The 23,543-nt window shown below is 71.2% G+C and carries 16 protein-coding genes; 6 read left to right on the forward strand and 10 right to left on the reverse strand.

The annotated features are described in order from the left end of the window. Window positions 1–556: 556 nt before the first annotated feature. From ppdK to L7D48_RS09395, 3 genes are all read left to right on the forward strand, one after another. Window positions 557–3,295: a pyruvate, phosphate dikinase gene (ppdK, locus tag L7D48_RS09385; RefSeq protein WP_237878522.1), complete on the forward strand. Its 2,739-nt coding sequence runs from the start codon at window positions 557–559 to the stop codon at window positions 3,293–3,295. Between the two features lie 562 nt (window positions 3,296–3,857). Then, window positions 3,858–5,243 carry an NACHT domain-containing NTPase gene (locus L7D48_RS09390; RefSeq protein WP_237878523.1) on the forward strand — a complete coding sequence of 462 codons (1,386 nt, stop codon included), beginning with the start codon at window positions 3,858–3,860 and terminating at the stop codon, window positions 5,241–5,243. Between the two features lie 116 nt (window positions 5,244–5,359). Further along, window positions 5,360–5,992, forward strand: coding sequence for a hypothetical protein (locus L7D48_RS09395; protein ID WP_237878524.1), 633 nt, complete (start codon window positions 5,360–5,362; stop codon window positions 5,990–5,992). Window positions 5,993–6,080: 88 nt separating this feature from the next. Here L7D48_RS09395 and L7D48_RS09400 read toward each other — a convergent pair whose 3' ends face one another. Beyond that, window positions 6,081–6,644, reverse strand: coding sequence for a Uma2 family endonuclease (locus L7D48_RS09400; RefSeq protein ID WP_237878525.1), 564 nt, complete (start codon window positions 6,642–6,644; stop codon window positions 6,081–6,083). A 336-nt stretch (window positions 6,645–6,980) separates the two neighbouring features. Between L7D48_RS09400 and L7D48_RS09405 the strand changes: the two genes are divergently transcribed. Both L7D48_RS09405 and L7D48_RS09410 read left to right on the forward strand, forming a co-directional pair. Beyond that, window positions 6,981–9,785: a glycosyl hydrolase gene (locus L7D48_RS09405; RefSeq protein ID WP_237878526.1), complete on the forward strand. Its 2,805-nt coding sequence runs from the start codon at window positions 6,981–6,983 to the stop codon at window positions 9,783–9,785. A gap of 166 nt (window positions 9,786–9,951) precedes the next feature. Next, entirely contained in the window at window positions 9,952–10,491 is a 540-nt protein-coding gene (locus L7D48_RS09410) for a hypothetical protein (RefSeq protein ID WP_237878527.1), read from the forward strand. Window positions 10,492–10,547: 56 nt separating this feature from the next. On the opposite strand, the gene L7D48_RS09415 is transcribed toward L7D48_RS09410, so the two are convergent. The 7 genes from L7D48_RS09415 to L7D48_RS09445 all read right to left on the reverse strand — a co-directional run bounded on the left by L7D48_RS09415 (window position 10,548) and on the right by L7D48_RS09445 (window position 19,622). Next, window positions 10,548–11,705, reverse strand: a complete 1,158-nt coding sequence (locus tag L7D48_RS09415) for an alkaline phosphatase PhoX (protein WP_237878528.1) — start codon at window positions 11,703–11,705, stop codon at window positions 10,548–10,550. Window positions 11,706–11,859: 154 nt separating this feature from the next. After that, a complete protein-coding gene (locus L7D48_RS09420; protein ID WP_237878529.1) occupies window positions 11,860–12,777 on the reverse strand; it encodes an oxidoreductase in 918 nt (305 codons plus the stop codon). A 196-nt stretch (window positions 12,778–12,973) separates the two neighbouring features. Continuing rightward, window positions 12,974–15,241 carry a glycoside hydrolase family 3 N-terminal domain-containing protein gene (locus tag L7D48_RS09425; RefSeq protein ID WP_237878530.1) on the reverse strand — a complete coding sequence of 756 codons (2,268 nt, stop codon included), beginning with the start codon at window positions 15,239–15,241 and terminating at the stop codon, window positions 12,974–12,976. A gap of 47 nt (window positions 15,242–15,288) precedes the next feature. Continuing rightward, window positions 15,289–16,209, reverse strand: a complete 921-nt coding sequence (locus tag L7D48_RS09430) for a carbohydrate ABC transporter permease (protein WP_374491797.1) — start codon at window positions 16,207–16,209, stop codon at window positions 15,289–15,291. Then, window positions 16,206–17,111, reverse strand: coding sequence for a carbohydrate ABC transporter permease (locus L7D48_RS09435; protein WP_237878531.1), 906 nt, complete (start codon window positions 17,109–17,111; stop codon window positions 16,206–16,208). The genes L7D48_RS09430 and L7D48_RS09435 overlap by 4 nt, the downstream gene beginning before the upstream one ends. Further along, window positions 17,108–18,364 (reverse strand): extracellular solute-binding protein, encoded by a 1,257-nt coding sequence (locus L7D48_RS09440; RefSeq protein ID WP_237878535.1) that lies wholly within the window; start codon window positions 18,362–18,364, stop codon window positions 17,108–17,110. The genes L7D48_RS09435 and L7D48_RS09440 overlap by 4 nt, the downstream gene beginning before the upstream one ends. 238 nt (window positions 18,365–18,602) lie before the next feature. After that, window positions 18,603–19,622, reverse strand: a complete 1,020-nt coding sequence (locus L7D48_RS09445; RefSeq protein WP_237878536.1) for a LacI family DNA-binding transcriptional regulator — start codon at window positions 19,620–19,622, stop codon at window positions 18,603–18,605. A gap of 190 nt (window positions 19,623–19,812) precedes the next feature. Between L7D48_RS09445 and L7D48_RS09450 the strand changes: the two genes are divergently transcribed. Continuing rightward, window positions 19,813–21,249 (forward strand): endo-1,4-beta-xylanase, encoded by a 1,437-nt coding sequence (locus L7D48_RS09450; RefSeq protein WP_237878532.1) that lies wholly within the window; start codon window positions 19,813–19,815, stop codon window positions 21,247–21,249. Window positions 21,250–21,403: 154 nt separating this feature from the next. Here L7D48_RS09450 and nirD read toward each other — a convergent pair whose 3' ends face one another. Continuing rightward, entirely contained in the window at window positions 21,404–21,862 is a 459-nt protein-coding gene (gene nirD / locus L7D48_RS09455; RefSeq protein WP_256462632.1) for a nitrite reductase small subunit NirD, read from the reverse strand. Beyond that, window positions 21,859–23,543 (reverse strand): nitrite reductase large subunit NirB (gene nirB / locus L7D48_RS09460; RefSeq protein ID WP_237878533.1); only part of this gene is annotated, 1,685 nt, incomplete at its 5' end. The genes nirD and nirB, both read right to left, overlap by 4 nt.

The raw sequence follows: 23,543 nt of genomic DNA on the forward strand, positions 1-23,543 counted from the left end.
GGGCTGGTGGGGGCGGGGGCGATGGTCGTGGAGCACCTGTACGCGCCGGAGCGGGCCGATGCCCGGCTGGCCGCCATGGGGCTGTGAGGGAAGCGCCGGCGGACCGGGAGGGGCGCGTCTACCGAGCGCTCATTCGAGCGGCGTAGCTCCCTTATGTGTCCAATGGCTGAGATGTTGGGCTCGTCAAGAGGGTGATGCTCGCCACTCTGATAGACCTCGTGCTCATATGAGCGATCAAAACGGCTCTGCACTTCTCCAAGGGGTGGCACTGGGTGCCACCCCTCTTCCGTTCACCCGGCCACCGCCGATGTCGCCCAGAGTGGCGAGAGCGGCCCGCATCCACTACTCAGAGCGTCGAAGGCTTCGAGTGGTGAATGAACCAACTCGAGCCACTTGAATCAGCCTTTACTTTCGATCCTTCGGCGGATCAGTGGTTACGCCCCCATGGACCACTGGTGGCCGTACTCGAAATCCTTCGATCTGGGTACGCTCCCCGCCGTCAGGGCAGCCTTCCCCCGGCCTCCGCCGAGGGGATCCAGCGAGGAGCGCGATTCTCTTGCCGGAAAACCAAGAGCCTCACGTAACCCAGAAGTTCGTCTACGACTTCACCGAGGGCAACAAGGACCTCAAGGACCTCCTCGGAGGCAAGGGAGCCAACCTCGCCGAGATGACCAACCTCGGTCTCCCGGTCCCTCCCGGGTTCACCATCACCACCGAGGCCTGCAAGGTCTACCTCGACTCCGGCTCCGAACCGCCGGCCCTCCGCGACGAGGTGAGCGCCCACCTCGACGCCCTCGAGGAGAAGATGGGCAAGAAGCTCGGCCAGGCGGACGACCCCCTGCTGGTCTCCGTCCGCTCCGGCGCCAAGTTCTCCATGCCGGGGATGATGGACACCGTCCTGAACATCGGCCTGTCCGACGCCTCCGTGGCCGGACTCGCCGCCCAGGCCGGGGATGAACGTTTCGCCTGGGACTCCTACCGGCGCCTGATCCAGATGTTCGGCAAGACCGTCCTCGGCGTCGACGGCGACCTGTTCGAGGAGGCGCTGGAGGAGGCCAAGCGGGCCCGGAACGTCTCCACCGACGTCGATCTGGACGCCGGCGACCTCAAGGGCCTGGTCGAGCAGTTCAAGGGCATCGTCTCGGAGCGGACCGGCCGCGACTTCCCGCAGGACCCGCGCGAGCAGATGGACCTCGCCATCCGCGCGGTCTTCGACTCCTGGAACGGCGAGCGCGCCAAGCTCTACCGCCGCCAGGAGCGCATACCCCACGACCTGGGCACGGCCGTCAACGTCTGCTCGATGGTCTTCGGCAACCTCGGTCCCGACTCCGGCACCGGCGTCGCCTTCACCCGCGACCCCGCCGGCGGCCAGCAGGGCGTCTACGGCGACTACCTCGCCAACGCCCAGGGCGAGGACGTCGTCGCCGGCATCCGCAACACCGTGCCGCTGGCCGAGCTGGAGACGATCGACAAGAAGTCCTACGACCAGCTCATGCAGATCATGGAGACCCTGGAGAACCACTACAGGGATCTGTGCGACATCGAGTTCACCATCGAGCGCGGCAAGCTGTGGATGCTCCAGACCCGGGTGGGCAAGCGCACCGCCGCCGCCGCGTTCCGCATCGCCACCCAGCTCGTCGACCAGGGCCTGATCGACGAGACCGAGGCGCTGCGCCGCGTCAACGGCGCCCAGCTCGCCCAGCTGATGTTCCCGCGCTTCGACGAGAGCCGGACCGGCGACGGCGCGGTCGAGCGGATCGGCCGGGGCATCGCCGCCTCGCCCGGCGCCGCCGTCGGCGCGGCCGTCTTCGACTCCGCCACCGCCGTGGCCCGCGCCCGCGCCGGCGAGAAGGTCATCCTGGTGCGCCGCGAGACCAACCCCGACGACCTCGACGGCATGATCGCCGCGGAGGGCATCCTCACCTCCCGCGGCGGCAAGACCTCGCACGCCGCCGTCGTCGCCCGCGGCATGGGCAAGACCTGCGTGTGCGGCGCCGAGGAGCTCCAGGTCGACCTCAGGCAGCGCCGTATGACCGCCCCCGGCGGCCTGGTCGTCGAAGAGGGCGACGTCATCTCCATCGACGGCTCCACCGGCAGCGTCTACCGCGGCGAGGTGCCCGTCGTGCCCTCCCCGGTCGTGGAGTACTTCGAGGGCCGCACCCGGCCCGACGAGCAGGCCGACGAGCTGGTCCGGGCCGTGCACCGGATCATGACCCTGGCCGACGGCGAGCGCCGCCTGCGGGTGCGGGCCAACGCCGACAACGCCGAGGACGCCGCCCGCGCCCGCCGCTTCGGCGCCCAGGGCATCGGCCTGTGCCGCACCGAGCACATGTTCCTCGGCGAGCGCCGCGAACTGGTCGAGCGCCTGGTCCTGGCCGAGACCGACGAGGAGTGCGAGGCCGCGCTGGCCGCGCTGCTGCCGCTGCAGAAGGGCGACTTCGTCGAGCTGTTCGAAGCCATGGACGGCCTGCCGGTGACGGTACGGCTGCTGGACCCGCCGCTCCACGAGTTCCTGCCCGACCTCACCGAGCTGTCGGTGCGGGTCGCGCTCGCCGAGGCCCGCGGCGAGGCCGACGAGGACGACCAGCGGCTGCTGCGGGCCGTCCGCCGGCTGCACGAGCAGAACCCGATGCTGGGCCTGCGCGGCGTGCGCCTGGGCCTGGTCATCCCCGGCCTGTTCACCATGCAGGTGCGGGCCATCGCCGAGGCCGCCGCCGACCGGGCCGCCGCCGGCGGCGACCCCCGCGCGGAGATCATGATCCCGCTGGTGGGCACCGTCCAGGAGCTGGAGTGCGTCCGCGAGGAGGCCGAGAAGGTCATCGCCGAGGTCCAGCAGGCCCGCGGCGTGGACCTGAAGCTGCTGATCGGCACCATGATCGAGCTGCCGCGCGCGGCGGTGACGGCCGGCCAGATCGCCGAGTGCGCCGACTTCTTCTCCTTCGGCACCAACGACCTCACCCAGACCACCTGGGGCTTCAGCCGGGACGACGTGGAGGCGAGCTTCTTCACCGCCTACCTGGAGAAGGGCGTCTTCGGGGTCTCGCCGTTCGAGACCATCGACAGGGACGGCGTCGGCGCGCTGGTGCGAGGCGCGGTCGAGGCCGGCCGGGCCGCCCGCCCCGACCTCAAGCTGGGCGTGTGCGGAGAGCACGGCGGCGACCCGGAGTCGGTCCACTTCTTCCACGGGATCGGCCTGGACTACGTCTCCTGCTCCCCGTTCCGCATCCCCGTCGCCCGCCTGGAGGCGGGCCGCGCGGCGGCCATGGGCAGCGGGGAGGGCAGTGACAGCCGTTGACCGGCTGATGGAGACCACCTGACACCGGGACCGTCCCGCCGGCCGACCCTCACCGGCGGGAACGGCGGTCCCGGCGCACAAAAGGAAGGGCGGCGCCTGTGCGGAGGCGCCGCCCTTCCGCAATGAGCTGTGCGTATGCGCTGGTTTGGTCTCTGACCGGCGCATACGGCTCTTTCCGTATCCCACTGTTTATTGGTGATTTCCACCCGTATGTGCCCTGGGAGTGCTCTGGCCGCCACCCGAGAAGCGATCACAGAACACCCGCAGAGCTCGCCCGCATCACCGCAGAGATCAAGGACAAGGGCCCGGCGGCCTCGCCCGGCTCACGGACGTGCCCGGCCTGATGCCTGAGGACGCCCCCGACGATCCCGAACTGCGGCTGCCGGCCGCTGCTGTGATCACCCTCGACGACTGGGCCGGACTGGCCTGAGTACGGCCAGAGGGAACTGGCCGGTGACCAACAGAAACTCCCCGTCTGACGCGAACGGCTCCCCCGTCGGAACACAGCAGGGCAGGATGGTCTGCTGTGACGCGTGGGGGACAGGGGCAGGTACTGAAGCGCGTGGGACTGCGATCCCTGCTGCTGGTCGGGCTGACGACGGCCGGAGCCCTGCTCCTGGCCTGGCGCTTCGATTCGAAGGTGGCCGAGACGGCGGCCACGGCGCTGCTCGCGGCAGGACCGCTCTACATCGCATGGAAAGCGTTCAAGCACGACCGCGTCGAGGCCGCCGCCGTGGACCTCGCGGCGGTGACCGACCGGCTGGCGGACGCGGTGCGCACGCAATGGGAGGCCGAGGCGGAGGTCCGCCGGATCAACGACCCCTACCCCCTGCCGGTCTCCTGGCGGGCCGCCGACCCGGACCTGGTGGAGCCCTGGGAACAGCTCACCGCCCTGGCCCGCGCCTGGCCCGGCGGCCCTCCGAACGATCCGGCCCGGTGGCCTGCGAGCGCCGACGGGCTGGCGGGCGGTGATGCGCCGCAGATCGGCGAGGTGTTCAGTGAACGGGTACCCACCCGCCGCCTGGTCGTGCTGGGCGAGCCCGGCGCGGGCAAGAGCGTGCTGCTCATCCACCTGCTCCAGGACCTCATCGCGCGACGCCCTGCGGGCGGGCCGGTGCCGGTGCTGTTCTCCCTGGCATCCTGGGACTCGACCAGCCAGCGGCTGCAGGAGTGGATAGCCGAGCAACTGCGGCGCGCCCACCCGGGGCTGCGCGCTGCGGCCTCCTCTTCGGCCACTACCGTCACCTCCCGGCCCGAAGCCCACGACCTCGCCCAGGAACTGTTGGATGCCCGGCTGATCCTGCCACTGCTGGACGGCTTCGACGAGTTGCCCCCTGCCATGCACGCTGTCGCGCTGGACAAGATCAACCGGGCTCTGCCCGCGAAGCTACCCCTGGTCCTTGCCGCTCGATCCACCGAGTACCGGGCTGCAGTGGCCCGCCCGGACGCCGTGGTGCGGCTCAACGGCGCTGCTGGCATCCACCTGCTCCCCGTCTCCCGCGAGCAGGCCGCCGACTACCTGCGCCGGGATGCGGGCGGATCACACACGCCCGCATCCCGGCGGTGGGACGCCGTCATCGCCCAACTGGACACCGGCACCCCGGTCGGGCGGGCTCTCGCTACTCCACTCGGATTGTTTCTGGCCCGCACCATCTACAATCCGCGCCCCGGGATCAAAGCTGACTCGTATTCGGTTCCACACCCGGACGAGCTGTGCGACGCCGAAACCTTCACCGATCGCTCCGCCGTGGATCGGTATCTGTTCAAAGCGTTTATCCCTGCTGCTTGCACCGCTCACCAGCCCAGCCCGCCTCGCTGGCCGTATGACCAGGTGTACCGCACTCTGGTCCTTCTTGCCAGAAATTTGGAGAACAATCGCTTCGGAAGCCCCGACCTGGCGTGGTGGGAAATCTACCAAGCGACCCCCTGTACGCTCATCGCCTGCTGATCAAGTTCACAATCGGGCTCGTAGCCGGAATCTTGGTTGGAATTATATCCGTAATTGAATCAAGTCTCACGCCCGGAGCGTTCAGCGGCCTTTTTGTGGCGCTTACTGTTTGGGCCATGACTGTAAGTTTGAATAAATCCCCTGGTCCCACCTCGGAACTGCGTTGGTCAGCCAAGGGTAACAAGCTTCCATTCGCCGCCACGGCATTCTCAGGAATTGCGCTCTGCCTCGCCTTCTGGGTCAAATACGATTTCGGTGTGGAATTGACATCCGCGGGCTTGGTGTTTGCCCTCCTTGCGCTTTCTGTTGGAGTCATGGGCGGGCTCAGTGCAAAAAAATCCGATCCAGCGGTCTCCTCCGATCCGGTGGCGCTTTTCTCTCGGGATTATCGGGCTTTCAGGTCGACCGTGCTTGTGTGTACCCTCTCCTTCGGTTTGCCTTGGATTATGTCATTTTGGGCTGCATGGTTCCTGATTGGCTCTCCTTTGGGTTGGTGTACGTCCGCATTTTTTTCTATGGTCGGGGCTATGATGGGCCTTGTGGTCGGACGCTTCGTTTCGGTGTGGCCAAACTTTTTCATAACGCAGATTTACCTTGCGATGCGTCACGGGGCACCAAGGGATCTGATGTCGTTTCTTCAGGACGCATGTCATCGGGGCGTACTGCGACAAATGGGGGCCGTGTACCAGCTCCGGCACATCGACCTGCAGCGCCACCTCGCCCAACAGCCCTGGCCGCCTGTCACGTGAGGACAGGACCGGCCCGCCGGCAAGGCCGGCGTCCCCGACGGCACCTGCGGCGCAGGCGCCGCCCTTCCGCGTCCGCGCCGCGGAGCGGCTACTGCCGGACGAGTCCGGCCGGGTCGATCTCGACGGTGAAGGGGGTGTCCAGACGGGTGGTCGTGCCCGCGAGAGCCGTGGTCCGCTCCGTGTACCGGCCGCCCTCCAGTTCGTGGACGACGAGCATAGGGGCCGGGTCGAGCTCCAGGCGCCAGAAGTGCGGGATGGCGGCCTCGGCGTAGAGCATCGGCTTGAACTTGCGGTCCACGGTGCGGTTGCCGGGGGACACCAGCTCGACCACGAGCCGCACGGCCTCGGCGTCGACGCTGACCCCGTCCTCGACGGTGGCACCGGCGTCCGCGATCACCAGATCGGGCACCACCAGGCCGGAGGGGAGGATGACGTTGACGGCCTCCAGGACCTCCACCGGCGCACCGACGGCCCGGGCGGCCGTGTCCAGAGCGACGTGCAGGCGGAACGAGGCCCGCTGGTGGCGGATACCGGGTGCGGGGGACATTACGAGGGACTCCCCCAGCAGCTCGTAACGGGTCCTGCGGTCTTCGGGCAGGGCCAGGACGTCGGCGACGGTCCAGGGCCCGGTGTGGTCGATGGCAACGCTCATTCCCTCTCACCTCCTCGCCCGGCCGGCGGTCTCGGCACGGCCCCGACGGACGGTATGTGGCCAGCATACGGGCGCTCCCTCCGGTCGGCACCGGCTCTCGCCCCCGCAAGCGGCTCCCCGCACATACGTGCCCCGGGCCGGTCTCCGGGCCCGGGGCCGGATCCGGGCGGACCCGGTGGACGTACCGGGGTCAAAGACGTCAACTCCTGAACACTCACCGGCTGTTCAAGATTGTTTCTGTCGAACATCTTGACGCTGGGTCAGAGGAAACCTACGTTGCCGGGATCTGAGAGCGCTCTCAGAAACCTCCGAGCACACCCCCCACAGGAGCCGTTCATGAGATTCCGCAGACGTCCCGCCGCGCTGCTGGCGGCGGTGGCGGCCACGGCGGCCGTCGCCACCGGCCTCGGCGCCGTCGGGGCGGACACCGCCACGGCCGCCACCGTCCCCGTCGGCCGGGGCGGCTACAGCGACACCCGCCCCGCCGGCGCCGCCGGACCGGAGAACAACGCCGGGGCGCCGGTGAAGCCCAAGGTCACCGCGGCCGTGGCGGACAAGCCGGTGCCCACCAACGACTGGTGGTCCTCCCTGGCCTTCCAGCGCTACCCCGACAACCCGTACTCCGAGAACATGTACGGCCACCCCCTCACCTACCGGGCCGTCTCCGGCGGCCTGGAGGTCGGCCATCCCGCCTCGCACGCCGTCGTGGGCGAGGGCCGCCAGTACGAGTTCACGCACAAGCGCGACCTGACCCTCGGCATCGCCGGCCTGAACTCCCCCGACGCCAAGGCGGACGGATGGAGCGACTGGACCGTCACCCCCTACTGGTCCGACGGCTCCCGCACCCTGCGCGCCACCATCGGCCACGGCCTGCCGTACGTCTACGCCCAGGGCAGCGGCGGCGCCGCGCGGATCTCCGCCGCGAGCACCCCGGAGGTCTTCGCCGACGACGGCAACGTGCTCGGCATCACCATCGGCGGCCGGCACTACGCCCTGTTCGCCCCCAGCGGCAGCGACTGGACCGTCTCGGGCACCGACGTCCGCGCGAACCTCGGCGGCAAGGACTACTTCTCGCTGGCCGTCCTGCCGAGCCGGGACGCGCTGGCCACCTTCCGCAAGTACGCCTTCAGCTTCGTCACCGGATCCAAGGTGGCCTGGGACTACGACGAGGCCGCCGGCCGGATCAGGGCCACCTACACCCTGACCACGACGGCCAAGGAGGGCGGCGAGCGCGGCACCCTCCAGGCCCTCTACCGCCACCAGTGGCTGCACACCTCCGACGCCCTGACCGGCTGGACCTACGCCTCGCCGCGCGGTGAGATGAAGGTCCGCGAGGGCGCCTCCTTCACCACCTCCCAGAAGGTCACCGGCGTACTGCCCGGCCTGCCCGTGCCGGACGCCGTGGACGAGGCCAGGCTCAAGGGCTACATCGAACAGGTCGCGAACGCCGCCGACCCGTTCGACGGCGCCACCGACACCTACTGGACGGGCAAGCAGCTCGGCAAGCTCGCCCAGCTGGTGCCGATCGCCGACCAGATCGGCGAGACGGGCCTGCGCGACAAGCTGCTCGGCCTGATCAAGGGCCGGCTCCAGGAGTGGTTCACCGTCGGCGGGGCCTCGGAGTTCTCCTACGACCGCGACTGGCGCACCCTCATCGGCTACCCCGCCTCCTACGGCAGCGACAAGGAGCTCAACGACCACCACTTCCACTACTCGTACTACGTGATGGCCGCGGCGATCGTGGCCCAGTACGACCGGGCCTGGGCGGCCGACTCCGCCTGGGGCGGGATGGTGAAGACCCTGGTGAGGGACGCCGCCAACCCCAGCCGCACCGACGGGATGTTCCCCTTCCTGCGCGGCTTCGACGTCTACGCCGGCCACAGCTGGGCCGCCGGGCACGCCGGTTTCGCCGCGGGCAACAACCAGGAGTCGTCCTCGGAGTCGGTCAACCTCAGCGCCGCCCTGGTCCTGTGGGGCTCGGCCACCGGCGACGACTCCCTGCGCGACCTGGGCGTCTACCTGCTGACCACCGAGTCCGAGGCCATCGCCCAGTACTGGTTCGACGCCGACCAGGAGGTCTACCCCGAGGACTTCGGCCACGACGTGGTCGGCATGGTCTGGGGCAGCGGCGGCGCCTACTCCACCTGGTGGACGGCCAACCCCGAGGAGATCCACGGCATCAACGTCCTCCCCGTGACCGGCGGCTCCCTCCACCTGGCCCGCAACAAGGACGCCATCCGGCGCAGCATCGCCGAGATGGAGAAGGCCAACGGCGGCCCGGCCGTGGAGTGGCGCGACATCTTCTGGGAGTTCCAGGCACTGGCCGACCCGGCCAAGGGCAAGGCCGCCTGGGACGCGCAGCACAGCGGGTACGAGCCGGAGGCGGGCGAGAGCAGGGCCCACACCTACCACTGGGTCACCACCCTGGACGCGATCGGCGCCCCCGACACCTCCGTCACCGCCGACAGCCCGACCGCCGCGGTCTTCACCAAGAACGGAACCCGCACCTACGTCGCCCACAACCACTCCGGCTCGGCGGTGACCGTGACGTTCTCCGACGGCGGGAAGCTGACCGTCCCGGCCCGCTCCACGGCCACCGGCACCGGCACGGCGGACCCCACGGACCCGGGCGAGCCGGGTGACCCGCAGGATCCCCCCGCCACCGGCGACACCTTCCACCTGCGCTCCGGCGGGGCGCTGAGCACCACCGAGGCCGCCACCGCGTCGGCCGACACCATCGCCTCGGCGGGCGGCGCCAACCACGACGGCACCCCCCACCGGCCGCTGGTCTACGAGATCGGGAACGTCGACGGCACCTACGAGCCCGGCGGCACCACCGGCTTCCGCCTGAAGGTGGACGCGGGCACGGCCGTCGGACTCGGGCAGCAGGCGCGGGTGTCGTACGACCTGACCGGCGACGGCACCTTCGACCGGGTGGAGACCTACCGCTACTTCGCCACCGACCCGGTGGACGGCTGGGAGGAGTACGACGCCTCCCGCGCCGGCCTGAAGTCGGCCTCGGGCAGCCTGGGCGACCTGCGGGGCGGAACGATCCGCGTCGAGGTCTGGAGCGCGATCGGCAACGGCCCGGCGAAGCTCCGGGTCGGCTCCGGCTCGGTGCTGACCGTCCCCTTCGGGTGACCGTCCTCACCGGGTGATCAGGCCCCGCCGTGCGCGCACCCCGCCACCCCGGTGCGCGCACGGCGGCCCCGGCGGCATGGCGTACGGTCGGAGCGTGGCCCCGGCCGGTGAACTCCTGGGGTCAGCACGACAGTCGACCGCTGACCTCCCGTTAGGAGACCCCGCCGTGCGTACCCGCCGTGCCAGAGCCGCCATGCTCGCCGTCCCCGTCGCGTTGGCGCTGTCCGCCTGCTCCGGGAGTGCGGACCGGGAGGCGGGCGGCGGCCCCTCGCCCTCTCCGCCCGCGGCCTCGGAGCAGACGGCCGGGCCCGCCTCCGAGGAACTGCGCGGCATCGCCTCCGCCTCGGCGGAGGCCGAGGAGTCCGCCGCCTTCTCGCCGCAGAGGCCGAGCCCGGGGCCGAAGGCGGTCCGCGACGCGTTCGCCGGGCTCCAGGCCACCCTGCACGACTCCTGCGGCACCCCGGGGAACTGCGAGTACCTGCTCAACCGGGTCGTCGACGAACTCATCGGCCTCGACGCGGCGATGAAGGCCGACCGCAAGGGCCCCGGCCACTTCCCCGAGCCGATCGAGTGGATCGCGGCGATGCGGGAGCGGATCGGCGAGGACCGCTCCTACGAACACCTCAAGTCCCACCAGGACCTGATCTTCGGCACCCGCGACCGGATCAACGTCTGGATGCAGGACCACCCCGACGACTACCGCTGACCCCTGCCGCCGGGCGCGGCGGGGACGCCGGGGCCCCGCCGCACCCGCGTCCGCGCTCAGAAGCGGAACGGGCCGCGCACCTCGTAGGTGATGCCCCCCGAGCCGCTGCCGCTGGTGCCGCGCTGGCTGGAGAAGTACAGCCGGGAGCCGTCGGGGGAGAAGGCCGGACCGGTGATCTCCGAGGAGGACTGGCCGCCGATCCGCAGGAAGGGCGCGACCACGTCGTCCGGAGTGATCACGCAGATCTCCATGTTGCCGCCGTCCTCGGCGACGAAGAGGTCGCCGGAGGACGAGGCGGTGACGTTGTCCACGCCCGTCAGCGGAGCGCCGCCGGAGACCAGGGAGTCGTCGTAGGCCAGCTCGACCGTGTCGCTCGCCGCGTTGAGCTGCCACACCCGGCCGTCGCCCTTGGTGGTGAACCAGCAGGTGCCGTCGGCGTAGTGGCAGCCCTCGCCGCCGTTGAAGTGCTTGGCGGCCGAGACCTGGTGGCGGGTGGCGGTGGAGGCGGCCGACGGGTCGGGGACGCGGGCCCAGCCGATGGAGCCGGAGGTGCCGGAGCCGCCCGTCATCACCTCCAGCGTCCCCGAGGACAGGTCGCCCCAGGTGGTGGGGCGGAAGCGGTACAGGCAACCGTCGGAAACATCCTCGGTCAGGTAGATCACCTTGCGCACCGGGTCGGCGGCGGCGGCCTCGTGCTTGAAGCGGCCCATGGCGTCCCGGCGCACGGCGGGCCTCACGCCCCACGGGTCGGTCTCGTAGACGTAGCCGCGGTCGACCTCCTCGCAGGACAGCCAGGTGTTCCACGGGGTCTTGCCGCCCGCGCAGTTCTGCCGGGTGCCCGACAGGACGCGGTGGGCGCCGGTGATGTTCCCGAAGGAGTCGAAGCGGACGGCGCTCGCGCCGCCGCCGGGGTTGATCTCGGAGTTGGAGACGTAGATCCAGCCTCCGCCGTCCGCGTAGCAGGCGCCGCCGTCGGGTGCGTTGTGCCAGGTGTAGGAGGTGCCGGGCACCTTCTGCCCGGAGCGGGCGATCACCCGGCTGGTGAAACCCTGTGGCAGCCGGATGCCGTTGGCGTCGGCCGGCTGCAGGGCCCCGTAGGGTCCGGCGCCGGGCTGGGCGGGTGCGGCGTGGGAGGCTCCGCGCCACAGGGAGCCGCCGAAGGCGGCCACTGATCCGGTGAGCACGGCTCCGCGCAGGAAGTTACGACGTTCCACGTTCACTCCACCGAAGTCGTCTGGCCCCGCGGCCGGTCGGGCGCGGGGTCGAACGACGTGGAACGGTAGGGAACCCGATTTGACGGAGCATGAACAACCGGCCGCGCCGGGCGGCCGGTTGCCCCAACACCGGTCGTCGCGCCGGACGCGCGGCTCAGCGCACGGCGAAGTCGTAGCGCACGCCGGTGAGCCGTTCGGAGGTCTCCCACAGCCGTGCGGAGGCGGCGTCGTCGCGGGTGCGGCGGGCGCGCGGCGACGGACCGGGCGCGCCGCGCACGCCCAGCACACGCGGGCCGGTGAAGGAGTCCGGGAGCACACCGGGGGCGGTGGCGGCGTACAGGGTGGGGGCCGCGCCCAGCTCCGGGGAGGAGGCGACCAGCCGGTTGAGCAGGTGCGCCCCGCGCTCCATGGCGCGGTTGCCGGCCAGCCGCGGGCCCCTGCCCTGAAGCTCGGTCGCCGACCAGCCGGGGTGGGCGGCGGCGGCCACCAGGCGGTGCTCGACGGTGCGGCGGGCCAGTTCGTGGGTGAACAGCAGGTTCGCGCTCTTGGATCGGGCGTAGGCCGTCCACGGGTTGTACCTGACGCCGCTCGCCGGATCGTGCGGATCGACGTCCGACAGCAGGTGCATCAGGCTGGAGACGGTGACCACCCGGGCGGCGGGGGCGGCCAGCAGCCGCTCCAGCAGCAGTCCCGTCAGCGCGAAGTGGCCCAGGTGGTTCACGCCGAACTGCGTCTCGAAGCCGTCGGCGGTCCTGGAGAACGGGATCGCCATCAGCCCCGCGTTGTTGACCAGCAGGTCCAGCCGGTCGGAGGGGAGCGTCTCGGCGAAGGCGCGCACCGATGCCAGATCGGCCAGGTCCAGCACCCGTACCTCGGCGCTCGCCCCGGGCGCCTCGGCCCGCAGCCGCTCAAGGGCCGCCTCCCCGCGCCCCCGGTCGCGGCAGGCGAGCACCACCTGGGCGCCGCGCCGGGCCAGTTCGCGCGCGGTCACGTAGCCCAGACCGCTGTTGGCCCCGGTCACCACGGCGGTACGCCCGCCGAGGCCGGGGATGTCCCGTACCGTCCAGCCCATCGGTGTCACAGCTCCTCGCCTCGGCGCGCGCCCGGTCCCACGGTGACGGCGCGATCGTCTCCTTCGCGCGGCACAGCGTAGGTCGGACGGGACGCCGAGGCGAGGAGCGCGGCGCCCGCCGGGGGGCGGGGCGGGCGCCGGCCCGAAAGGCTCCGGAGCGGGTGCTCCGGAGCGGGTGCCCCGGCTCGGGGCCGGATCAGGGCTGCAGGACGCGGACCTTTGCCCCGCAGGTCATCCGGCGGTCGAAGCCGACGGTGCGCTCCGGCCCGGTCAGGGTCAGCGGCACGGTGTGGCGCGTATCGGCGCTGGAGGCGGCCAGCCGCAGCTCCACCGCCCCGGGCTCGACGACCCGCTGCCCGGGCCGCACGGTGTACGAGGCCAGGTCGGCGTGGAAGTCGAAGACGACCTCGGCCGCCTGCCCCGGCTCCAGCGTCACCCGGGTGTAGCCGACCAGCTGGACGACCGGCCGGGCCACCCGCGCCACGGGGTCGTGCAGATAGAGCTGGACGACCTCGGTGCCGGCCCGCTCACCGGTGTTGCGCACGGTGACGCGTACCTCGGCGGAGCCGTCGGTCGGCAGCGTGCCGGCGCCGGTGCCCGCGGCCTCCCAATCGAAGGAGGTGTAGGACAGGCCGTGCCCGAAGGGGTACAGCGGCGTCGGGTCGATGTTGCTGGCGTCGCCCTTGAGTCCCAGCGGCGGCACGAGGTAGGTCCACGGCTGGCCGCCGGTGCCGCGCGGCACGCTGACCGGGAGCCGGCCGGAGGGGTTGACCCGCCCGGTGAGGACCCCGGCGACCGCCGGTCCGCCCTCCTCACCGGGGAAGAACGCCTGCACCACGGCGGCCAGGCGGCCCTCCCACCGGCCGAGCGCGTACGGGCGGCCGGTGAGCAGCACCAGCACCACGGGCTTGTCGGTGCTCTCCAGCAGGGCGTCCAGGAACGCCGCCTGGCCGTCGGGGAGGGTCAGGTCGGCGGCGTCGCAGCCCTCGCCGGAGGTGCCGCGGCCGAAGAGGCCGGAGCGGTCGCCGAGCGCCGCGATAACGATGTCGGCGTCGGCGGGGGAGTCGGTCAGGATCGCCCCGGGCAGTTCGGCGCCCAGGGCGTCCAGCAGCGTGGGGATCTCCACGCCGAGGGGCAGCTCGGGGTGCTCGACGCCCACGTGCCGGGGGAAGGTGTAGCAGCCCAGCATGGCGGCCCGCTCGTCCGCGTACGGGCCGACCACGGCGATGCGGGCGGTGGGGTCCAGGGGGAGGGCGCCGCCGGAGTTGTCCAGCAGGACGACGGACTCCTCGGCCACGCGCCGGGCCAGCTCCCGCATCGCGGGCGGGTCCAGGTCCACGGTGTCCGCCGAGGCGGCGGGCGGGGCGGCCGACCAGTCGGGGTCGAGCAGGCCCAGCTCGCACTTCTGCCGCAGCACCCGCAGCGCCGCGCGGTCCACCAGCTCCTCGGGCACCTCGCCGGAGCGCACCGCCTTCAGCAGCGGCTCGCCGTAGCAGCGCAGGCCCGGCAGCTCCACGTCCACGCCCGCGGCCAGCGCCAGGGCGGCGGCACGGGCGGGGGAGTCGGCGACGCGGTGGGCCATCTCCAGGAAGGAGACGCCGAAGTAGTCGGAGACCACCGTGCCGTCGAAACCCCACTCCTCGCGCAGCAGGTCGGTGAGGAGCTCGGTGTGGGCGGCGGCCGGGACGCCGTCGAGGTCGTTGTAGGCGTGCATGACCGAGCGGGCCCCGCCCTCGCGCAGGGCCAGCTCGAACGGCGGCAGGATCACGTCGGCCAGCTCGCGCGGGCCGATCGAGACGGGGCCGTGGTTGCGGGCGCCGCGGGAGGCGGAGTAGCCCGCGAAGTGCTTGAGGGTGGAGACGATGCCGGTGGACTCCAGGCCCGCCACATAGGCGGTGGCCACCGTCGCCACCAGGTAGGGGTCCTCGCCGATGGACTCCTCGGTGCGGCCCCAGCGCGGGTCGCGCACCACGTCCAGGACCGGCGAGAGCCCCTGGTGGATGCCGACCGAGCGCATGGAGTCGCCGATGGCCGCGGCCATCTCGCGCACCAGTGCCGGGTCGAAGGTGGCCCCCCAGGCCAGCGGGGTGGGGAAGACGGTGGCCTGCCAGGCGGTGAAGCCGGTCAGGCACTCCTCGTGGGCGAGGGCGGGGATGCCGAAGCGGTTGGCCTCGGCGACCTTCGTCTGGAAGGCGGCCAGGGCCCGCGCGCCCTCGGCCGGCTCCACGGGGGCGGTGCCGAAGGGGCGGGTGAGCTGGCCCAGGCCGTGGGGCAGCAGGGCGTCCAGGTCGACGGTTTCGGAGACCTCGTGCTGGAGCGGGGCGACGTCCTCGCCGTCGGACTCGGAACCCGGCCAGACGCTGGAGAGCTGTGCGAGCTTCTCCTCCAGGGTCATCCGGGACAGCAGGTCGGCGGCGCGCTCCTCGACGGGTCGGGAGGGGTCCTGCCAGGGGTGGTGATGCATGAGGCTCCTTGTCAGGCGTCAGCGTGTCTCGCGCGTCCCCGTGGGACTCAGCGCCCGCCGGCGCCCATGAGGCCGTTGATGAGCTGACGGCGCGCGAAGAGGTAAACGACGAAGATCGGCACGATCGACAGCACGACCGCGGCGAGCAGCGCGGGGATGTCCACCCGGAACTGGCCGACGTAGTCGTAGAGGCCGAGGGTGAGGACCCGGCTCTCGCGCGACTGGGTGAGGATCAGCGGGAAGAGGAAGTTGTTCCAGGCCTGCAGCGCCGCGTAGACGCCGACGGTGGAGATCCCGCCCCGGGACAGGGGCACGACGAGCTGGAGCAGGACGCGGGTCTGGCTCGCTCCCTCCAGGGCCATCGACTCGTACATCTCCTCCTCGATGTCGCGCATCGTGGAGGACAGGATCAGTACGCACACCGGCAGGCAGAACGCCGAGACGGGCAGGATGATCGCCAGCAGGCTGTCGTACAGCTGCATCTGGGTGATCAGCAGGTAGATGGGGATGATCACCGCCTGGGCGGGGATCGCCAGGCCCAGCAGGAAGAACTGGAAGATCCGCTGCGAGGTCCGGCTGAGGGTGCGCACCACGGTGTAGCCGATGCCCACCGAGAGCACGATGACGATCGCGGCGGTGGCGACCGTGACGACCGCGGTGTTGAGCAGGTAGGTGAGGAAGTCGCTCTCCAGCACCGTGCGGTAGTTGTCGAGGGTGAGCTCGCCGGGCAGGCTCAGCGCGCCCTCGTCGAAGTAGGAGTCGCGGTCCCGCAGCGTGGTGAGGACCAGGACGTACAGCGGCAGGCCGACGACGACCAGCCAGAGAACGGAGGCGACGCCCGCGGGCATGTTCCACTTGCGGACGCGGCGCAGCCTGCCGAGCAGGCCCCGGTCGTTGCGCTTCTGGGGCTTCTCGTCCCGTTCGGCGGCGGGGGAGGGCCGGTGCTCCGGCCTGGTGGCGGTCTTCACATCCCCTCCCGGGTGCTGCGCATCTTGCTGAAGCCGGTCACCCGGACCATCAGCAGGGAGATGGCGGTGGCGACGATCACCAAGGTGGTGGCGATGGCGCTGGCGTAGCCCATGTCGTACGCCTGGAAGCCGGTCTCGTACATCAGGTAGGGCACGATCGTGGTGTCCGTTCCCGGCCCGCCCTCGGTCAGGATGAGGACGGTGTCGAAGAAGGTCAGCGCGCCGACGACCATCAGCACCGAGGAGGTGATGATGGTGTTGCGCAGCTGCGGCAGGGTGATGGAGAAGAACTGCCGAACGGTGCTCGCCCCGTCGATGGAGGCGGCCTCGTAGAAGGACTTGGGGATCTGCCGGGCGCCGCCCTGGTAGAGCAGGGTGTGGAACGGGATGAACTGCCAGGCGGCGACGAAGGCGACGGCGGCGAAGGCGCCGTCACCGGTGCCGAGCAGGTTGCCGTCCTCGATCCCCAGCCACGGGCCGATGTCGGAGATCAGGCCGAAGTTGGGGTCCAGCAGTGACTTCCACAGCAGCGCCAGCGCCACCGAGGAGGCCAGCAGCGGAAGGAAGAAGATCGCGCTGAGGACGGCCCGGTTCTTCTGCCGGCCGGCCGACCACACTCCCAGCAGCAGGGCGACGGGCGTCTGGATCAGCCAGCTCACGCCGGTGAGCAGGATGCTCAGCCAGATGGCCTGCCGCATGGTGGGGTCGTCGAACAGCCGCTCCCAGTTGCCCGTTCCGCTGATCGAGGGGAAGTCGCCGAGGCCGTCCCAGTCGGTGAAGGACAGGTAGCCGACCAGCACCATCGGGCCGACGGCGAACAGGACGAAGAACAGCACGCCGGGGACCGCCCAGGCAATGCCCGGGCGGCCCACGCGCGGCGACGCGGTTGGTGCTTGCTTCACTTCAGGGCCTTCATGGCGTCGACGAACTCTTCGGGGCTGAGCTGCTTGTTGAAGAGCTTCTGGATGTTGGTGAGCATCGGCGAGGCCTGCTGCGCCGGCAGCGCCTGGTCCCAGGAGAGGGTGAAGTTCGGGGCGTCGCGCACCAGGTCGTACTGGAAGAGGGCGTAGTCGGGGGCGGGGTGCCCGGTGAGCATGTCCTCGGAACCGGAGTTGGTGGGCACGTCGCCGTTGTCCACCAGGGCCTCGGCGTACCAGTCCTCGGCGGCGGTCTTGACGAACTCCAGGGCCGCCTCGCGCTCGGCGCCCTTCAGGTTGGAGTTGACCGACCAGAAGTTGGTGGGGTTGCCCACGACGTTCTTGGGGTCGCCCTCGCCGTCGGGGAGGGCGGGGAAGGTGGTCCAGCCCAGGCCCTTCTCGGCGAACTCCTTCTGGTTGGCCTGCTGGTTGGAGTACTCCCAGCTGCCCATCAGGTGCATGGCGGCCTTGCCCTTGGCGAAGAGCGTGGAGGCACCGTCGGCGGTGTAGTTGACCGAGGCGTAGTTCTTGCCGAACGCCCCGCGGTCCACCAGGTCGCGGATGGTCTCGGCGGTCTTCAGCACGGCCGGGTCGCCCCAGGCGGAGGAGTCGCCGTCCTGGATGCGCTGGAAGACCTCGGCACCGCCGATGCGGTCCAGCAGGTACTCGACCCACATCAGCTCGGTCCAGGCGTCGGTGCCGGCGAGCGCGAAGGGGGTGACGCCCTCCTTCTTGAAGGTGTCGACCAGATCCAGCAGGTCGTCCCAGGACTCGGGCGGCTGGACGCCGGCCTTGTCGAAGACGTCCTTGTTGTAGAAGAGGACCACCGGCTGCATGCCCCGCATCGGGACGCCGTAGATCTTGTCGTTCACCTTGCCCGCGTTGAGGATCGAGGGCAGGAACGCGTCCTTGAGCTTGTCGTCCTTCTGGATCTCGGGCGTGAGGTCGACCAGCATGTCCTTCTCGACGAAGTTGCTGATGCTGCCGCCGCCCCAGTTGAAGAAGACGTCCGGTGCGTTGGGCGTGCCCATCGCACTGCGCATCTTGTCCTGGTAGCCCTCGCCGGGCACCTCGACGAGCTCGGCCTTGACGTCGGAGGTCTTGTTGAACCGCTCGACGGCCTCGCGCTGCACCTTGGTCGAGGCGTCCTGGTAGACCCAGACCTTCAGGGTTCCGCCGGCCTTCTCCTCGCCCGGCCCACCGCTGCCGCAGGCGGTGAGTACGGAGGCCGCCAGCACCGCCGCCGTCAGCCCGGCGGCGTGGCGCCGCCCGAATCCCCTGCGGCCTCTTGCGGCCGAGCCCTGCACTGCTGTTCGCATCGCGTACCTTCCGGAAGGAATCCGAAAATTATCGGTAGTGGTGGTGGGAAAGTACGTACGCGCTCCAGCGGTGTCAACAGGTCTGACAAAAAAGAGGACCCGAGGCCCGGCAGCGTGATGCGCCCGTTATATGGAGTTGTCCGGTCCGCTGCCCGAGTCAGTCCCGCAGTGGCGCCGTGCTGGCGCGAACGACCAGCTCAGTGGCGAGTTCCACGCGAGGGGAGTCGATCTCCTCGCCCCTGGCCTGACGCAGTACGGTGCGGGCCGCGACCTTGCCCATCTCCACCAGCGGCTGACGCACCGTCGTCAGCGGCGGAGCCGACCAGCGCACTTCCGGAAGGTCGTCGAACCCGACGATGCTGACGTCCTCCGGCACCCGCATCCCGCGCCGCCGCAGCGCCTCGATCGCGCCCAGCGCCATCTGGTCGCTGGCGGCGAACAGGGCGGTGGGCGGCTCGTCCAGGTCCATCAGCCGGTTGCAGCCGTTGAAGCCGGACTCGTGGTAGAAGTCGCCCGGCACCATCAGCCGGTCGTCCACTCCGACGCCGGCGGCCTCCAGCGCGGCGCGGTAGCCGTCCAGCCGGGCGCGGCTGCACAGCAGTCTGGGCGGCCCGGCGATGAAGCCGATGCGGCGGTGGCCCAGTTCCAGCAGGTGCTCGGTGGCGGACATGCCGCCGGCCCAGTTGGTGGCGCCCACCGTCGGCGCGTCCAGGGCCGGGGAGCCGGAGGGGTCCACCACCACCAGCGGCACGCCGAGGCGGTGCAGTTCCTCGTGGAGGACCGGCTCCAGGACCGAGGTCACCAGGATCACGCCGCCGGAGGCGCGGGCCCGCAGGTTGCGCATCCACTGCCGGGCCGAGCCCGCGCGGTCGTGGATCGCCGAGACCACCGTGCCGAAGCCGACCTCGTGCGTGGTCTCCTCCACGCCGCGGATGATCTCCACCGCCCAGGGGCTGTCGAGATCGTTGAAGACCAGGTCGATCAGGGCCGGCCGGTCGCCGGAGGAGGCCGTGCGGCGGCGGTAGCCGTACTGCCGCAGCAGCTCCTCGACCCTGGCCCGGGTCGCGGGCGCGACGTCCGAGCGGCCGTTGACCACCCGCGAGACCGTGGGGACCGAGACCCCCGCCTCCTGGGCGATCGCCGTGATCGTGACCTTCTGCTCCACCTTGGGTGCCATCCTCTGCTCCGCGACTTTGCCGGCCGCGGCGACCGCGCCGTCCGTCATGCCGTCTCCCATGCTCTCTCCTCCACACGCGCACACCGTTGACGGGCGTTCCCATCGGCTCTACCGTTCCCGGCGCACCCTCGAAACCTTCCAACAGTCTTCCGGAAAGAGTTCCGGGGAGTCGAGAGAGGGACACCCCAGCATGAGGCAACACCGTGTAAGCACCGTACGCCGCTTAGCGCGGGCGACCGTAGCCGCCTCCGCCGCGGCCGCGGCCCTGACCTTCGGGTTCAGCGCCCCGAGCCAGGCGGCCGACCCCTCCCTGCGCGAGGTCGCCGAGTCCACCGGCCGCTTCATCGGCACGGCCGTCAACGACGGCCTGCTGAGCAACGGGACCTACAGCGACATCGTCAGCACCGAGTTCGACAGCGTCACCGCCGAGAACGCCATGAAGTGGGACGCGGTCGAACCCCAGCGCGGCCAGTACAACTGGGCCGGGGGCGACCGCCTGGTCCAGTTCGCCCAGGCCAACGACCAGCTCGTCTACGGCCACACCCTGGTCTGGCACAGCCAGATGCCGGGCTGGCTGCAGAACGGTTCGTTCTCCAACACCGAGCTGCGCCAGATCATGACCGACCACGTCACCACCCAGGTCAGCCGCTACAAGGGCAAGGTCCAGCGCTGGGACGTGGTCAACGAGGCGTTCAACGAGGACGGCTCGTTCCGGCAGAGCAAGTTCTACCAGCAGCTCGGCGCCTCCTACATCGCCGACTCCTTCCGGGCCGCCCGCGCCGCGGACCCGGACGCCAAGCTGTTCATCAACGACTACAACACCGAGCTCGACAACGCCAAGAGCGACGGCCTGTACCGGCTGGTCAGCGACCTGCTGGCGCAGGGCGTGCCGATCGACGGCGTCGGCTTCCAGAACCACCTCATCGTCGGCAACGTCAACGGTCCGGCCATCCGGCAGAACCTCCAGCGCTTCGCCGACCTGGGCCTGGAGGTCGTGATCACCGAGCTGGACATCCGGATGCGGATGCCGTCCGACAACTCCAAGCTCCAGCAGCAGGCCCGCGACTACCGCGCGGTGGCCGACGCCTGCCTGGCGGTCTCCCGCTGCTCCGGCATCACCGTCTGGGGCGTCAGCGACCGGGACTCCTGGGTGCCGGACGTCTTCCCGGGGGAGGGCGCCGCCTGCCCCTGGGACGAGAACTACCGGCCCAAGCCGGCCTACGACGCGCTGCGCGACGCCTTCGTCGCGGCGGGCGGCGACCCCGGCGACCCGGACGACCCCGGCGACCCCGATGACCCGGGCGACCCCGAGCCGGGCGACTGCTCCGCCGTCTTCACCGTCTCCAACCGCTGGGACACCGGCTCGGTCGTCTCCGTGACCATCCGCACCGGACAGGCCCTCAGCGGCTGGCGCGCGCAGTTCGACCTGCCGGCCGGTGTGCGTCTGGCCAACGGCTGGAACGGATCCTTCTCGCAGAGCGGCAACACCGTCACCGTCGCCAACGCCGCCTACAACGGCACGGTCCCGGCCGGTGGGACGGTCTCCTTCGGCTTCCAGACCAGCGGGGGCGCCGCCCAGGACGGCACCCGCGTCAGCCTCGGCGGACAGGAGTGCGCCGCGGGCTGACACCGGCTCCCGTCCGGTGCGCCGAACCGCCGGGGCAGGGTGGCCGGCGTGCCGGACGGGGCACAGCCGGGCCCCGGTCGCGGCCCGCCCCACACGGGCCGCGGCCGGGGTCCTTCGCCTCTGCCCGGCGGTTCCCACCGCCCTTCGGGGCTCCTCAGCGGGTGCGGACGGCGTACACCGGCACCGACACCGCCTCGTCGTCCAGACACCGGCCCGTGGCCAGGTCGAAACGCTGCTTGAGCAGCGGGGAGGCGACGAACGCCCGGCCGCCGGCCGAACCCAGCAGTCCGCGCGAGAGCACCCGGGCGCCGGTGAACGGATCGCGGTTGCCGACGGCGTACGTCCGGCCCGCCCGGTCCCGGAACACGGCGATCTGCCGGCCGTCGGGCAGCAGCGCCGCCACCCCCCGCCCCGGCACCAGATCGGACAGGCCGCACACCGCGGCCCAGCCGCCGCCGGCGCGCACCTCCACCCGCGACCCGGCCGCCCGGTCCTCACCCGAAACGGCGGCGGTCGCCGCCTCGGCCGCGGTCCCGGCCGTCACCTCGGCCGTCACCTCGGCCGCCGCTGTGGTCGTCACTTCGGTCGTCACCTCGGTCGTCGCCGTGGTCATCGGGCCGTGCTCCCTTCGAGGGCTTCGAGTGTGCGGACGGGGATGTCGGGGCCGGACAGGAGCGTCAGATCGGGCCGGACCTGCTCGCGCTCGGCGACGAACCGCACCGACGGGTCCGGCGCGTCGGGGGCGTTGACGAAGGACACGAAGCGCCGCAGCCGCTCGGGGTCCTCCAGCGTCGCGGCCCACTCGTCGCGGTAGTTCGCCACATGGCCGGCCATCAGCTCCTCCAGTTCGGCGCACAGCCCCAGCGAGTCGTGCACGACCACGTCGCGCACATGGTCCAGGCCGCCCTCGATCCGCTCCAGCCAGGCGGCGGTGCGCTCCAGCCGGTCGGCGGTGCGGATGTAGAACATCAGGAAGCGGTCGATCAGCCGGACCAGCTCGGCGTCCGACAGGTCCTTGGCCAGCAGGTCGGCGTGGCGCGGGGTCGCGCCGCCGTTGCCGCCCACGTACAGGTTCCAGCCGTTCGCCGTGGCGATCACGCCGAAGTCCTTGCCCCGTGCCTCGGCGCACTCGCGCTGGCAGCCGGAGACCGCCCCCTTCAGCTTGTGCGGCGCGCGCAGGCCCCGGTAGCGCAGCTCCAGGTCGATGGCCATGCGCACCGAGTCCTGCACCCCGTAGCGGCACCAGGTCTGCCCCACGCACGACTTCACCGTGCGCAGCGCCTTGCCGTAGGCGTGGCCGGACTCGAAACCGGCCTCCACCAGCCGCGCCCAGATCGCCGGGAGCTGGTCGACGCGGGCGCCGAACAGGTCGATCCGCTGACCACCGGTGATCTTGGTGTAGAGACCGAAGTCGCGGGCCACCTCGCCGATCACGATCAGCTTCTCGGGGGTGATCTCACCGCCGGGGACGCGCGGCACGACCGAGTACGAGCCGTTGCGCTGGAGGTTGGCCAGATGGTGGTCGTTGGTGTCCTGCAGTGCCGCCTGCTCGCCGTCCAGTACGTAGCCGCTGGCCCCCAGCACCGGGGCGAGCGAGGCGATGACCGAGGCGACGGCCGGCTTGCAGACCTCGCAGCCCTCCCCGCCGCGGGCCTCCTCGCGGCCGTGGCCGTCCAGCAGCTCGGCGAAGGTGGACAGCCGCCGGGTGCGGACGATCTCGTACAGCTCGCCGCGGGTGTGGGCGAAGCAGCCGCACAGGCCCTTGTCGACGGCGACGCCGCTCGCCTCCAGCTCGTCGTTGACGAGAGCGGTGAGCACCTTGACACAGCTTCCGCAGCCGGTGCCCGCCTTCGTGCACTTCTTCACCTCGGGCACGGTGGCGCACGCGTGCTCGGTGACGGCCGCGCGGACGGCGCCCTTGGTGACGTTGTGGCAGCTGCACACCACCGCGTCGTCCGGCAGCGCGGACGGCCCCAGCGCCGCGGGCGCCCCGGCTCCGGCCGGCAGGACGAGCTGTTCGGGCGCCACCGGCGGGACGCTGCCGGTCAGCGGGCGCAGCGTGCCGTACGCCTCGGCGTCGCCGACCAGCACACCGCCCAGCAGGGTGCCGTCGGCGGCGACCACCAGCTTCTTGTAGACCCCCGCCCGGGAGTCGGAGTAGACGACGTCCAGACAGCCCTCGGTCCTCCCCAGCGCGTCGCCGAAGGAGGCCACGTCCACGCCCAGCAGCTTGAGCTTGGTGGAGGTGTCGGCGCCGGTGAAGGACGCCCCCGCGCCCCCCGCGCCACCGGTGC

Origin of the sequence: Streptomyces sp. ICN903, from assembly GCF_022015835.1 — a bacterium.
GTDB lineage: Bacteria > Actinomycetota > Actinomycetes > Streptomycetales > Streptomycetaceae > Streptomyces > Streptomyces fenghuangensis.

Excerpts from the sequence above, each read along its gene's own strand:
- nirD (WP_256462632.1), bottom strand. The coding sequence starts at position 21,862 with ATGACCACGGCGACGACCGAGGTGACGACCGAAGTGACGACCACAGCG.
- L7D48_RS09420 (WP_237878529.1), bottom strand. The coding sequence starts at position 12,777 with ATGGGCTGGACGGTACGGGACATCCCCGGCCTCGGCGGGCGTACCGCC.
- L7D48_RS09425 (WP_237878530.1), bottom strand. The coding sequence starts at position 15,241 with ATGCATCACCACCCCTGGCAGGACCCCTCCCGACCCGTCGAGGAGCGC.
- L7D48_RS09445 (WP_237878536.1), bottom strand. The coding sequence starts at position 19,622 with ATGGCACCCAAGGTGGAGCAGAAGGTCACGATCACGGCGATCGCCCAG.
- L7D48_RS09450 (WP_237878532.1), top strand. The coding sequence starts at position 19,813 with ATGAGGCAACACCGTGTAAGCACCGTACGCCGCTTAGCGCGGGCGACC.
- L7D48_RS09395 (WP_237878524.1), top strand. The coding sequence starts at position 5,360 with ATGACTGTAAGTTTGAATAAATCCCCTGGTCCCACCTCGGAACTGCGT.
- L7D48_RS09400 (WP_237878525.1), bottom strand. The coding sequence starts at position 6,644 with ATGAGCGTTGCCATCGACCACACCGGGCCCTGGACCGTCGCCGACGTC.
- L7D48_RS09405 (WP_237878526.1), top strand. The coding sequence starts at position 6,981 with ATGAGATTCCGCAGACGTCCCGCCGCGCTGCTGGCGGCGGTGGCGGCC.